The 12,722-nt window shown below is 66.3% G+C and carries 12 protein-coding genes; 3 read left to right on the top strand and 9 right to left on the bottom strand.

All coding sequences use genetic code 11. From position 1 onward, the window contains the following. Window positions 1–182: 182 nt before the first annotated feature. Window positions 183–2,219 (top strand): PhoX family protein, encoded by a 2,037-nt coding sequence (locus BMZ43_RS19575; protein ID WP_093255931.1) that lies wholly within the window; start codon window positions 183–185, stop codon window positions 2,217–2,219. 257 nt (window positions 2,220–2,476) lie between these two features. Here BMZ43_RS19575 and gspK read toward each other — a convergent pair whose 3' ends face one another. The 8 genes from gspK to BMZ43_RS19535 all read right to left on the bottom strand — a co-directional run bounded on the left by gspK (window position 2,477) and on the right by BMZ43_RS19535 (window position 9,370). Further along, window positions 2,477–3,496, bottom strand: a complete 1,020-nt coding sequence (gene gspK / locus BMZ43_RS19570) for a type II secretion system minor pseudopilin GspK (RefSeq protein ID WP_256563055.1) — start codon at window positions 3,494–3,496, stop codon at window positions 2,477–2,479. Between the two features lie 487 nt (window positions 3,497–3,983). After that, the gene (locus BMZ43_RS19565) at window positions 3,984–4,199 is read right to left on the bottom strand and encodes a TOBE domain-containing protein (protein ID WP_010795839.1); all 216 of its coding nucleotides are present in this window, start codon (window positions 4,197–4,199) and stop codon (window positions 3,984–3,986) included. Between the two features lie 23 nt (window positions 4,200–4,222). Beyond that, window positions 4,223–5,032, bottom strand: a complete 810-nt coding sequence (gene ssuB / locus BMZ43_RS19560; protein ID WP_093255926.1) for an aliphatic sulfonates ABC transporter ATP-binding protein — start codon at window positions 5,030–5,032, stop codon at window positions 4,223–4,225. Continuing rightward, window positions 5,029–5,817, bottom strand: a complete 789-nt coding sequence (gene ssuC / locus BMZ43_RS19555) for an aliphatic sulfonate ABC transporter permease SsuC (protein ID WP_093255924.1) — start codon at window positions 5,815–5,817, stop codon at window positions 5,029–5,031. The genes ssuB and ssuC overlap by 4 nt, the downstream gene beginning before the upstream one ends. 10 nt (window positions 5,818–5,827) lie before the next feature. Further along, window positions 5,828–6,976 carry an FMNH2-dependent alkanesulfonate monooxygenase gene (gene ssuD, locus BMZ43_RS19550; RefSeq protein ID WP_093255922.1) on the bottom strand — a complete coding sequence of 383 codons (1,149 nt, stop codon included), beginning with the start codon at window positions 6,974–6,976 and terminating at the stop codon, window positions 5,828–5,830. Window positions 6,977–6,999: 23 nt separating this feature from the next. Beyond that, window positions 7,000–7,965: a sulfonate ABC transporter substrate-binding protein gene (locus BMZ43_RS19545; protein WP_093255920.1), complete on the bottom strand. Its 966-nt coding sequence runs from the start codon at window positions 7,963–7,965 to the stop codon at window positions 7,000–7,002. A gap of 15 nt (window positions 7,966–7,980) precedes the next feature. After that, window positions 7,981–8,568 carry an NADPH-dependent FMN reductase gene (ssuE, locus tag BMZ43_RS19540; protein WP_064309467.1) on the bottom strand — a complete coding sequence of 196 codons (588 nt, stop codon included), beginning with the start codon at window positions 8,566–8,568 and terminating at the stop codon, window positions 7,981–7,983. A 163-nt stretch (window positions 8,569–8,731) separates the two neighbouring features. Beyond that, window positions 8,732–9,370: a peroxiredoxin gene (locus BMZ43_RS19535; protein ID WP_093255918.1), complete on the bottom strand. Its 639-nt coding sequence runs from the start codon at window positions 9,368–9,370 to the stop codon at window positions 8,732–8,734. Window positions 9,371–9,667: 297 nt separating this feature from the next. Between BMZ43_RS19535 and BMZ43_RS19530 the strand changes: the two genes are divergently transcribed. Together BMZ43_RS19530 and mnmC are read left to right on the top strand one after the other, a co-directional pair. After that, complete coding sequence (locus BMZ43_RS19530) at window positions 9,668–9,883, top strand: DUF6316 family protein (protein WP_059315913.1); 216 nt, start codon at window positions 9,668–9,670, stop codon at window positions 9,881–9,883. A 55-nt stretch (window positions 9,884–9,938) separates the two neighbouring features. Next, window positions 9,939–11,876, top strand: a complete 1,938-nt coding sequence (gene mnmC / locus BMZ43_RS19525) for a bifunctional tRNA (5-methylaminomethyl-2-thiouridine)(34)-methyltransferase MnmC2/FAD-dependent 5-carboxymethylaminomethyl-2-thiouridine(34) oxidoreductase MnmC1 (protein WP_093255916.1) — start codon at window positions 9,939–9,941, stop codon at window positions 11,874–11,876. Here the strand turns inward: mnmC and BMZ43_RS19520 are convergent. Beyond that, window positions 11,873–12,706, bottom strand: coding sequence for an aldo/keto reductase (locus tag BMZ43_RS19520; protein WP_093255913.1), 834 nt, complete (start codon window positions 12,704–12,706; stop codon window positions 11,873–11,875). The two genes, mnmC and BMZ43_RS19520, sit on opposite strands and share 4 nt — an antisense overlap. Window positions 12,707–12,722: the final 16 nt, after the last annotated feature.

Here is a 12,722-nt window from a genome sequence, read left to right as displayed (position 1 = left end):
TGCGCGCTAGAGAGGGCGGCATCCTAGGCGGCGAAAAGCTACAAATTCATGACAAAACAGCAAGTTACAAACTGTTACAGATGGCCTGCCGGGAAATGCCGGCTGTAACCTTTCAGTCACCAGACCATCACAGAGGCTTCCTACAGTCGCCGCTCCCGTGATTAATCAAGGAAGCTTTGCGCATGAGCACTTTCACGAGCGACGACCGTAACCGTAATGAAAGCGGCAACGAACCGCTGGACGCCGTCGTCGACCGTTACCTGTCGCGCCGCAGCGTCATGAAGGGCGGCCTGGGCGCTGCGGTCGCCATGATCGCCGGCGGCGGGCTGACCGCCTGCTTCGACGGCGGTGGCGGCTCGAACGACGATCCGGCTCCCAGCCAGCCGACCCCGGCGCCGCAGCTCAAGCTTGGCTTCGAATCCATCCGCGGCGCGCGCCTCGACGCCATCGTCCTGGCCGCCGGCTACAGCGCCCGCACCCTGGCGCCCTGGGGTACCCCGCTGAACAACCTGGCCAACGCCTGGCGCAGCGATGGCAGCAATACCTCCACCGACCAGGCCAACGCGGCCGGCATGCACCACGACGGCATGCACTTCTTCCCGCTGAACAACTCCAGCAGCGACGGCCTGCTGGCCATCAACTACGAATACATCGACCAGAAGGTGCTGCACCCCAACGGCCCGACCACCACCAACGGCAAGCGCCCCGCCGAGGAAGTGCGCAAGGAAATCAACGCTCATGGCGCGGCGGTGATCCGCATCCGCAAGGTCGACGGCATCTGGCAGGTGGTCACCAACGACGCCCTGAACCGTCGCTTCACCAGTGCCACGCCGATGGAAATCGCCGGTCCGCTGCGCGGCAACGCCAACCTGATCACCCCCTACTCGCCCGATGGCACCCGTACCCGCGGTACCAACAACAACTGCGGCAACGGCTTCACCCCCTGGGGCACCTACCTCACCTGCGAGGAGAACTGGCCGGGCATCTTCGTCAACAAGGGCACCCTGCCGGTAGACCAGAAGCGCATCGGCATCACCAACAAGAGCAACTACGGCTGGGAGACGCCGGCGGGTGACGCCAGCGAGGTGGACAACGAATTCCGCCGCTTCGACCTGACCCCCACCGGCGCCAGCGCGACCCAGGACTTCCGCAACGAAGCCAGCGGCTACGGCTACATCGTCGAGATCGATCCCTACAACAGCGCCGCGCCCGCCACCAAGCGCACCGCCATGGGCCGCTTCCGCCACGAGGGCTCGGCCTACGGCATTCCGGTCGCCGGCCAGCCGCTGGCCTTCTACATGGGCGACGACTCGCGCAACGAATACATCTACAAGTTCGTCTCCGCCGCCGCCTGGGATCCGGCCGACGCCAACTCGGCCAACCGCCTGGCCATCGGCGCCAAGTACCTGGACAACGGCACCCTCTACGTCGCCCGCTTCGACGACGGCGGCAACGGCAAGTGGCTGCCGCTGACGGTCAATGCGCCGACCAAGGACGGCCGTACCCTGGGCGCCCTCTATGGCGACCTGGCCGGCATCATCCTCAACACCCGCGGCGCCGCTGATGCGGTGGGCGCGACCCCCATGGACCGCCCGGAGTGGACCACCGTCAACCCCTTCACCGGCGAGGTCTACGTCACCCTCACCAACAACTCGGCGCGCACCGCCGCCAACGCCGCCAACCCGCGGGTGCCTAACGTCAACGGTCACATCGTGCGCTGGAAGGACAACAGCAACCAGACCGACTTCACCTGGGACATCTTCGTCTTCGGCTCGGACGCCGGTGCGGCGCCCGACATCAACCGCTCGGGCCTGACCGAACTCAACCAGTTCGCCAGCCCCGACGGCCTGGCCTTCGACAGCCGCGGCATCCTCTGGATCGAGACCGACAACAGCGACAACGCCGTGGCCGAGTACACCAATGACCAGCTGCTGGCGGTCATCCCGGCCCAGGTGGTGGACGGCAGCGGCAAGCAGGTCGCCATTTCGGCCACCAACCAGACCGCGCTGCGCCGCTTCCTGGTCGGGCCCAACGGCTGCGAGATCACCGGCATCACCTGGACGCCGGATCTCACGACCATGTTCATCAACGTCCAGCATCCGGACAACTGGCCCTTCAGCGAAGTCGCCACTGAGGCCACCCCGGCCGGCACCAAGGTACGCCCCCGCGCCTCCACCGTGGTGATCCAGAAGCTCGACGGCGGCCCCATCGGCGTCTGATCGCCTCGGCGATAGCCAGGCTCCCCGGTCGGCGACGACCGCGGGAGCCTTTTGTTTTGCGGCGGACTCGATATTCGTCCTGTGACGTTTTCACCTCCTGGCACCAAGATTGACCGTAGGTAGGGCTGAGACTGCTCCATCGTCGAAGCCCAACATTGCCGGCACCCAAGCCCCGCTACGTTGGGCTTCGCTACGCTCAACCCAACCTACGACGAGCGGTGACAACGGCCGCTTCGGCGCGCGCTGGCCGCGATCAGCTACTGCAACACCTCAGCCCCTCCGGGCCCCGGCACCCACAGGGTGGTGTCCCGCGTCGCCAGCCAGCGCACCCGTTGCGCCGGCACCGCCGCGTGCCAGCGACTCACGCCCTGGGCCGCCAGCTGCCGCACCTGGCGAAAGACCTGGCCATCGCGACGCACCTCGACCCCGAGCAGGAAGTCGCCGCTGTTGAGGATCAGTCTTTGAGTCAACAGGCTGAAGGTCTCCTCCCCTACCCCGGGCAAGGCCTGGCGCAGGGCCTCGACAGTGGCGTAGCCCTGGGCCGGCCGCGCGGTGATCAGCAGTTGCAGCGTCTCCCGCGGCACCTCACCGAGAAACAGTGCCTCCAGCAGCGGCAGGTGGCTCATCCCCAGGGCATTGGCATTGAGGCGCCAGCCTGAGGTTTCCGGCAGCGCGCAGAGTTCGCGCAAGTGCAGATGCCGACCGGGTCGCGCCGGCACGATCAGATCCAGCTCACCTATCTCGGCCAAGGGCAGATTGGGCACCAGCACCGGTGGCGTCAGGCGCAGGGCATCGGGAGTCTCCAGACCGAATTCACGGGTCTCGCCATCGGCATCGACCCAGTCGGCGAGGCGTTCGGCGAAGCCCTCGGCCGTCAGTCCCGGCTCACCCAGCCCACCAGGACGCTGCGCCAGCAGCCGCTTCAGCTGGCGCAAGGCCAGGTCCCGCTCCGGACCGACCAGGGCGTTGACGTTGAAGCAGCCATGCAGATCGCGCAGCTGGGCACGGACCTGGGCGCCTTCCACCTCATAGACCAGCACCTCGCCGCTCAGGCTCCGCCAGAACTCGGGGCGCTGCCGCGCGCCAGCTTGCACCAGCCCCTGCGTGACCACCTGCTCGGCGCCAGTCGCCAGCGCCCGCGCCAGGGTCTCGTGCTCCAGCAACCTCGCCCGCTGCAGCTCGGCCCGCCCCTCGGCCAGCAGCACCGGCAACAAGGCCGCCACCAGCGCCAGCGCCCAGAGCGCCATCAGCAGGGCCACGCCCCTTTGTCGCCGCACCCCTGTTCCTCCAGGCAAAAGCGGCATTGGAACCGACGCAGGTTGCAGAATCGTGGCAATGCGTGGATCAGCTTCCCCGTTGGGCTTCGCTACGCTCAACTCAACCTATAAATGCTGCCGTCATGTGGAGGCGCGTGTGGTTACCCAAAGCAGCAGGACGCCAATCAGAAGCGCAAACACCAGGAGTATCGCCAGGCATCCCACCCCCTCGGGTACATCCGATAGCCAGGCGTTCTTCTCTGGAAAACGGCCGCGAGTCAATTTACGGAGCAACCATAGGCCGAGGCTGGCGCATAGATAACTCCAGAGAAAATTCAGTATCCATTCCATTGGCAATGCCTAAAGCCGGTCTTGCGGATCCATTCCGGGTGGGAAGGTACTTACCCGTCAACTCCTATCCTCGCTCATCCCTTATCGCTTGGCGAAGGCAAAAGGTACACAACAAAAAACCCGCCACCAGGGCGGGTTCCTCACCACTAAGGCCTCATCACAGCTTGGCGATGGACACCTCGGTGGATTTGACGAAGGCGATCACCTCGCTGCCCACCACCAGTTCCAGCTCCTTGACCGAGCGGGTGGTGATGACGGAGGTGACGATGCCGGCGGCGGTCTGGACGTCGATCTCGGAGAGCACCGAGCCTTCGATGATTTCCTTGATGGTGCCCTTGAACTGGTTGCGAACGTTGATGGCCTTGATGGTCATGGCAAAACTCCTCGGATGAGCGATCAGTAGGCCCAGCGCAGTTGCGTGGGCAGGGGTTGCACGATTTCCGGTAGATCGGGATTGAGCGGTTGCTGCAGCACCCGGGCCAGCACCTCGGCTTCCAGGCGGGCCAGCTGGGCATCGCCGGCGGCCCGGGGGCGCGCCAGGGTGACGTCGAGATCCAGGCCGACATGGCCGTCTTCGATGAGCACCACGCGGTCGGCCAGGGCTACCGCCTCGCCCACGTCGTGGGTCACCAGCAACACGGTGAAGCCGTGGCGTTGCCAGAGACCTTCGATGAGCTGCTGCATCTCGATGCGGGTCAGGGCATCCAGGGCGCCGAGCGGCTCGTCCAGGAGGAGCAGGCGCGGCTGGTGGATCAGGGCGCGGGCCAGGGCCACGCGCTGCTTCTGGCCGCCGGACAGCGCCGAGGGCCACTCCTGGGCACGATCGGCCAGGCCGACCGCCGCCAGGGCTTCCAGGGCGCGCGGCTTCCAGTCGCCCTTGAGGCCCAGGCCAACGTTGTCGATGATGCGTTTCCACGGCAGCAGGCGTGCGTCCTGGAACATCAGCCGGGTGTCTTCGCGATGCTCCGCCAGGGGTTCGTCCTGCCCCAACAGGGTGCCGCCACTGGCGCGGTCGAGTCCCGCCACCAGGCGCAGCAGGGTGCTCTTACCGCAGCCACTGCGACCCACCACGGCAACGAACTGGCCGGCCGGGATTTCCAGATCGATCCCATGGAGCACGGTGCGCTCGCCAAAGGTCTTCACCACCTGTTGCAGCTTCAGGGCGATGCCCCGCGCCAGCGGCGGAACGGCTTGCAGACTGGTCATGCGTGGGCTCCTTTCTGATAGGCCGGGTGCCAGCGCAGCCAGGCACGTTCCAGGCCGCGGGCGGCCAGATCCGCCAGCTTGCCCAGTACGGCATAGAGCAGGATGGCCAGCACCACGATGTCGGTTTGCAGGAATTCCCGGGCGTTCATCGCCAGGTAGCCAATGCCGGAGCTGGCGGAAATGGTCTCGGCGACGATCAGCGTCAGCCACATCAGGCCGAGGGCGAAGCGCACCCCCACCAGGATGGCCGGCAAGGCGCCCGGCAGCACCACGTGCCAGAACAGCCGCGCCCCGGAGAGGCCGTAGCTGCGGGCCATCTCCACCAGCGCCGGATCGACGTTGCGGATGCCGTGGTAGGTGTTGAGGTAGATGGGGAAGAACACCCCCAGGGCCACCAGGAACAACTTGGCCGACTCGTCGATGCCGAACCAGAGGATCACCAGCGGGATCAGCGCCAGGTGCGGCACGTTGCGCACCATCTGCAAGGTGCTGTCGAGCAGGCGCTCGCCCCACTTCGACAGCCCGGTGATGAAGCCCAGCGCCAGGCCGATGCTGCCGCCGATAGCGAAGCCGATGCCGGCGCGCCAGCCGCTGATGGCCAGGTGTTGCCAGAGCTCGCCGCTCTTGACCAGGCTCCAGCCCGCCTCCAGTACCGCCGCTGGCGACGGCAGGATGCGACTGGACAGCAGGCCGCTGCTCACCGACAGCTGCCAGGCGGCGAGCAGGGCCACGGGCACCAGCCAGGGCGCCAGGCGCTGCAATTGACGTTCGGTCGTGCTGCTCATGCCGCCTTCCTCAACTCTGCGCCGCTTTTTGCGGCAGGATGTCGTTGGCCACCATCTCGCCGAAGGGACTCACGTAGTTGGCGCCTTCCACCTGGGTCGGGCGCTTGACCGGCAGGTGCGGGAACAGCAGCTCGGCCACCCGGTAGGATTCCTCCAGATGCGGATAGCCGGAGAAGATGAAGGTATCGATGCCCAGGGCGGCGTATTCCTTGACCCGCGCGGCCACGGTGGGACCGTCGCCGACCAGGGCCGTCCCGGCACCGCCACGCACCAGGCCGACACCGGCCCAGAGATTGGGCGCGATCTCCAGGTTGTCGCGACGGCCCCCGTGCAGGGCGGCCATGCGCTGCTGGCCGACCGAGTCGAAGCGGGCGAAGGCCGCCTGGGCCTTTTCGATGGTGGCATCGTCCAGGTTAGCGATCAGCCGGTCGGCGGCCTTCCAGGCCTCTTCATTGGTCTCGCGGACGATCACGTGCAGGCGGATGCCGAAGCGCACCGTGCGGCCCTGGGCGGCCGCCTTGGCCTTGACCGCCTCGATCTTCTCGCGCACCGCGTCCAGCGGCTCGCCCCAGGTCAGGTACAGCTCCACCTGCTCGGCGGCCAGGTCCTGGGCGGCATCGGAGGAGCCGCCGAAATACAGCGGTGGGCGCGGTTGCTGCAGCGGCGGATAGAGCAGCTTGGCGCCCTTCACCTGGATGTGCTTGCCTTCATAGTCCACCGTCTCGCCTTCCAGCACGCGACGCCAGATGCGGGTGAACTCCACCGAGGCTTCGTATCTTTCGCTGTGGGACAGGTGCAGGCCGTCACCGGCCAGTTCGTCCGGATCGCCGCCGGTGACCAGGTTGAACAGCGCCCGGCCGCCGGACAGGCGATCCAGGGTGGCCGCCTGCCGCGCCGCCACCGTGGGCGAGATGATCCCGGGGCGCAGGGCCACCAGGAACTTAAGTTTCTGGGTGACCGGAATCAGCGAGGCGGCCACCAGCCAGGAATCCTCGCAACTGCGGCCGGTGGGGATCAGCACCCCGCCGAAGCCCAGGCGATCGGCGGCCTGGGCGACCTGGGTCAGGTAGCCGTGATCGACCGCGCGGGCGCCTTCGGCGGTACCCAGGTAGTGGCCATCGCCGTGGGTCGGCAGGAACCAGAAGATATCGAGACTCATGGGGCGTTCTCCAGCAGGCGAAATCAGGGTTGGGCGGCGGCGGTCTGCAGACTGGCGGGCGGAGTCCACACCACGTCGCGGATGACCAGCGGCTTGGGAATCAGCTTGAGGGCGGTGAAGGCGTCGGCGATCTTCTGCTGTTGCGCAGCGACCTCGGGACTGATGAACCGGGCGCCATAGCCCTGCCGCTTGACCACCCGCTCGGCGGTGTCCAGCGGTAGGTTCAGCAGGGGCGCCACCTGGGCGGCGACCTGGTCCGGGTGCGCCTTGGCCCATTCGCCCACCGAACGCACCTCGTCGACGATGGCACCGACTTGCTCGGGATGGGCCTTGGCGAAGCTGCGGGTGGCCAGATAGAACTGGTGGTTGTCGGCCAGCCCGGTGGCATCCGTCAGGGTGCGTGCCTGCAACTGGGTCTCGGCGGCGGCCTGGTAGGGATCCCAGATCACCCAGGCGTCCACCGCGCCGCGTTCGAAGGCGGCGCGGGCATCGGCCGGCGGCAGGTACACCGGCTGGATGTCGCGGTAGGGAATGCCGGCCTTGGCCAGTGCCTGTACCAGCAGGTAGTGGACGTTGGAGCCCTTGTTCAGGGCGATCTTCTTGCCCTTGAGATCGGCCAGCGTGCGGATCGGCGAATCCTTGGGCACCAGGATGGCCTCACTGGTGGGCGCCGGTGGCTCATGGGCCACATAGACCAGATCGGCGCCGGCAGCCTGGGCGAACACCGGCGGTGTCTCCCCCGTCACGCCGAAGTCGATGCTGCCGACATTGAGGCCTTCCAGCAGCTGGGGGCCGCCGGGGAATTCGGTCCACTGCACCTTGACGCCGTCCTTGGCCAGACGCTGCTCCAGGGTGCCGCGAGCCTTGAGGGTGATCAGGGTGCCGTACTTCTGGTAGCCGATGCGCACCGTCTCTTCCGCCTGCGCCAGGCCGGCGGCCAGGGTCAGCAGGGAAACGGCGAGCAGTGAACGGGTGAAGGAGAACTGCATGACTGAGGCTCCGGGTCAGATACCCCAGCGCGCCTGGCCGATACGATCGGCCAGCAGCTCGGGAGTCAGGGGTTGGGGACGCCGCACCAGGGCCGCGTGGAATTGTTCGAGGGATTCGTGGAGGCGCTGCTCCAGCGCCGGGGTCAGGGCGACGCCGGTCTCGGTGTAGCTGACCTGGCTGTCGTCGGCGAAGACGCCATTGAGGATTTCCTGGGCCTTGAGTGCCGAGAGCACCGGCTTCAGCGCATAGTCGATGGCCAGCAGATGACCACTGGAGCCGGCGGTGGCCAGCGGCAGCACCACCTTGTGGGTCAGGGCCCGCTCGGGCAGCAGATCCAGCAGGGTCTTGAGGGCGCCGGCCAGGGAGGCCTTGTACACCGGGGTGGCGATCACCAGGCCATCGGCGGCCTGCAGCTGGGCGATCAGCTCCACCACCGGCGGGCTGTCGAAACGGGCGCCGATGAGGTCGGCGGCGGGAAAGTCCTGGATACGCCAGCGCGACAACTCCACGCCACGCGTCTGCAGCCAGTTCGCTGCCAGATCCAGCACACCGGTAGAGCGCGAACGCGCTCCCGGACTGCCCGCCAAAGTCACCACCTGCATCGCCGCCTCCAGGATAAAAAGGAGCGGTGTCGCGCCGCTCGAAAAGGATTGAGCGGACCTTAGCAAGGGGCGCTTATTCCCTAAAAATACTCTTTAAGCACTTGGTTATAACCAGAAAATAAAAACCCCGGCCAGGGCCGGGGTTTTCTTGTCACCAGAGGTGTCAGCGATTGGGCTGCGGGGTCAGGCGCAGATAGGGCTTCACCGCGGTGTAGCCCTTGGGGAAACGCCGCTTGAGCTCTTCTTCGTCCTTGAGCGACGGCACGATGACCACGTCATCGCCATCCTTCCAGTTGCCCGGGGTCGCCACCTTGTGATTGTCGGTAAGTTGCAGGGAATCGATCACCCGCAGGATCTCGTCGAAGTTGCGTCCGGTACTGGCCGGATAGGTGATCGACAGCCGCACCTTCTTTTGCGGATCGATGATGAACAGCGAGCGCACCGTGAGGGTATCGTTGGCATTGGGATGGATCATGTCGTAAAGGGTCGACACGCTGCGATCGGCGTCGGCCAGGATTGGAAAGCCCACGGCAGTGGCCTGGGTTTCCTCGATGTCCTTGATCCAGCCCTGGTGCGATTCCAGACCGTCCACCGAGAGGGCGATCACCTTGACGTCGCGCTTGGCGAATTCGTCCTTGAGCTTGGCGGTGAGGCCCAGTTCGGTGGTGCAGACCGGGGTGAAGTCGGCCGGGTGGGAGAAAAGCACGCCCCAGCTGTCGCCCAGCCACTCGTGGTAGCGGATGCGACCCAGGCTGGAATCCTGTTCGAAATCGGGGGCGATATCGCCCAGACGGATGGTCATTGGCAGTTCTCCTGATGCAGGTAGGGATAGCGGCACTATGCCGCCCATCAGCATGGGCGGGAAAGATCGGATCACGCTGTGGTTATAACGCGAAAGATGGCCCATCTAGGGCCATCCACTAGCGGCCACACCCTGTGCCGCGTGATCATCCTCACAATTTCGTCGCGCTTTTTCCACCCAAGCGCAGCGGCCGCTAGGGTGCTACACCTAAGGAAGATCGACGGACCGCAATTCGGCCGAACGGGGCAACCCGCAGCGCTCGGCATGGTCTGTTGGCAAGACGAGGAGGAGATTCTCATGTTCGGCAAACGCAATGACGACCCCGGTGCCAGCACCCATTTCCGTAGCGAGCGCGTCAGCGTGGTCAACGGCCAATTCTTCTTCACCACCCGCGAGGGCACCCTGGAAGGCCCCTTCTTCAGCCGCGAAGAAGCCCTCAACCAGATCGATCGCTATGTCGAGCGGCTGCAGACCGCCCAGGGCCTGATGCGCCAATCCGTCAGCAACGTCTGACCGCCTGCCCTCGATCCTTTAGACTGCGCGCCCTGAACTCCAGGCCGCGCCGCTCATGACCGACTTCCAGCACGCCCAGCTCGACTGGGACGCCTCCGGGCAACCTCTCTCCCGCGCCTATGGCGATGTCTACTTTTCCCGTGCCAGCGGCCTGGAAGAAACGCGCTACGTCTTCCTGCAGCAGAATCGCCTGGGCGAACGCTTCGCCGCGTTGACGGCAGGAGAGGTCTTCACCATCGGCGAAACGGGCTTTGGCACCGGCCTCAACTTCCTCTGCGCCTGGCAACTGTTCGATGCCGTGGCGCCCAAGGATGCGCGCCTGCATTTCGTCAGCGTCGAGCGCTTTCCGCTGACCACCGCCGATCTCGCCCAAGCACTGAACCTCTGGCCCGAACTGGCCGCCTACAGCGTGGCGCTGCAACGGCAGTACCAGGCCATCCATCCGGGCTTTCAGCGGCTGGTCCTGGGCGACGGGCGCATCACCCTCACCCTGCTGATCGGCGATGTGCTGGAGCGCCTGCCTGAGCTGGATGCCCGTTGCGACGCCTGGTTTCTGGATGGCTTCGCCCCGGCCAAGAATCCCGAGATGTGGACGCCCGCGCTGTTCGCCGAGCTGGCGCGCCTGTCCCATGCCGATACCACCCTGGCCACCTTCACCTGCGCCGGCTTCGTCCGTCGCGGGCTGAACGAGGCCGGCTTCGCCATGGCCAAGGTGCCTGGTTTCGGTCACAAGCGTGAGATGCTGGCCGGCGTGCTGGAACGTCCCAATACCCTATCCCAGGTGCCCTGGTATGCCCGGCCACCGCGCCCCCAGGGACCGCGCACGGCACTGGTCATAGGCGCTGGTCTCGCCGGATGCGCCACCGCCGCCAGTCTTGCCCGCCGCGGCTGGCAGGTCAGGGTCGTCGAACGCCATGGCGCCCCAGCCCAGGAAGCCTCGGGCAATCCCCAGGGCGTGCTCTACCTCAAGCTGTCCGCTCACGATACCCCGCTGAGCCGACTGATCCTCGACGGCTTCGGCCTGACCCTGCGCGAGCTCCAGGCCCTGCCTCCGGGCGCTGCCTGGTCCCCCTGCGGAGTGCTGCAACTGGCGCTGACGGCCAAGGATGCCCAACGCCAGGCGCAACTGGCGGCGCACTTCCCCACCGGTCTGCTGCAGCCGCTGGATAGGGAAGCCGCCAGCAATAGGGCGGGAATCGATCTGACGGCGGGCGGCCTGTTCTTTCCGGAAGGGGGCTGGGTGCATCCGCCCGCTCTGTGCCAGCACTGGCTGGCCCATCCAAATATCGAGCTGGTCACCCATACCGAGGTGACGGCGCTGCAGCAAACCGAACACGGCTGGCAGGTCAGCACCCGAGGGGCAACGCTGGAAGCGACGGTGGTCGTGGTGGCCAGCGCCGCCCAGGCCAGGACGTTGCTGCCCGACCTGCCGCTCAAGGCCATTCGTGGGCAATTGTCCGCACTGCCAGAAACCCCGGTTAGTCAGGCCTTGGCAACCGTGGTCTGCGGCGAAGGCTATCTCGCGCCGGCCCGTAACGGTCAGCATTGCCTGGGCGCCAGCTTCGTGTTCGACCGGGACGATACCGAGCCCAGTCAGGCGGAACACCAGAGCAATCTGCAGCTGCTCGCCGAGCTGTCACCCGAGCTGGCCGCCGGCTACCAGGCCGAGGCCCTGGACGGCAGGGTGGCCTTTCGCTGCACCTCGCCCGACTACCTGCCCCTGGTCGGCCCGGTCGTGGATCAGGACCGCTTCGCCCAGCATTACCAGGCGCTGGCCTATGATGCCCGCCAGGTGCCCGAGCAGGCGGCGCCCTGGCGTACCGGGCTCTATGTGAATCTGGCCCACGGCTCACGCGGGCTGGTCACCACCCCATTAGCCGCCGAACTGCTGGCGGCCTGGCTGGAAGACGAACCCCTGCCAGTGGCACGACGGGTGGCCGAAGCCTGCCATCCCAGTCGCTTTCCCCTGCGCCGGCTGATTCGCGGCGGCTAGATGATCGCCAGCGGACTCTTGGCTTGCGGCGGCGGGAAGGCGCCATCGAGCAGGGCGAAGTCTTCATCGCCCAGACGCAGATCCAGGGCCCGCGCATTCTCTTCCAGATGTCCGGCGTCGCCGGCCTTGGGAATGGCGATCACGCCCGGCTGACGCAGTACCCAGGCCAGGGCGATCTGCGCCGGGGTAGCCTGATGCCGTTCGGCCAGGGTAGCCAGGGTCGGGTGTCGCAACAGATCGCCACCCTGCCCCAGCGGACAATAGGCCATCAGCGGCATCTGCTGACGCTGGCACCAGGGCAGCAGGTCGTGCTCGATGCCGCGCTGCTCCAGGTTGTAGAGCACCTGATTGGCGCTGCAGCGGTCGTCATTCAGCTCCAGCATGTCACTGGTGTCGAGGTTGGACACGCCCCAGTGACGGATCTTGCCTTCGTCGCGCAGCTTCTCCAGCGCCATGACCGTCTCGATCAGCGGCACCTGGCCGCGCCAGTGCAGCAGATAGAGGTCGATGACCTCGGTGCCCAGGCGCTTCAGGCTACGTTCGCAGGCCAGGGGTACGCCCGCTTCGGTGGCGTTCTTCGGATAGAACTTGCTCACCAGGAAGACCTCGTCACGCCGTCCGGCGATAGCCTCACCCACCAGCTCCTCGGCGCGGCCTTCGCCATACATCTCGGCGGTGTCGATCAGGGTGAGTCCCAGGTCCAGCCCCTGGCGCAGGGCACTGACCTCCTGGCGGTGCAGGTCGGCGTTTTCGCCCATGCGCCAGGTACCCTGTCCCAGCGCCGGAACGGTAGTGCCATCGGGCAAGCGAACGGTTTGAGCGGTATTCATGGACGCATCCTTCTCA

The sequence above is a fragment of the Pseudomonas sp. Snoq117.2 genome (assembly GCF_900110545.1).
Lineage (GTDB): Bacteria > Pseudomonadota > Gammaproteobacteria > Pseudomonadales > Pseudomonadaceae > Chryseomonas > Chryseomonas benzopyrenica.
Note: the sequence above shows the minus strand (reverse complement) of the source record. Positions and strands in the feature narration are given on the sequence as shown.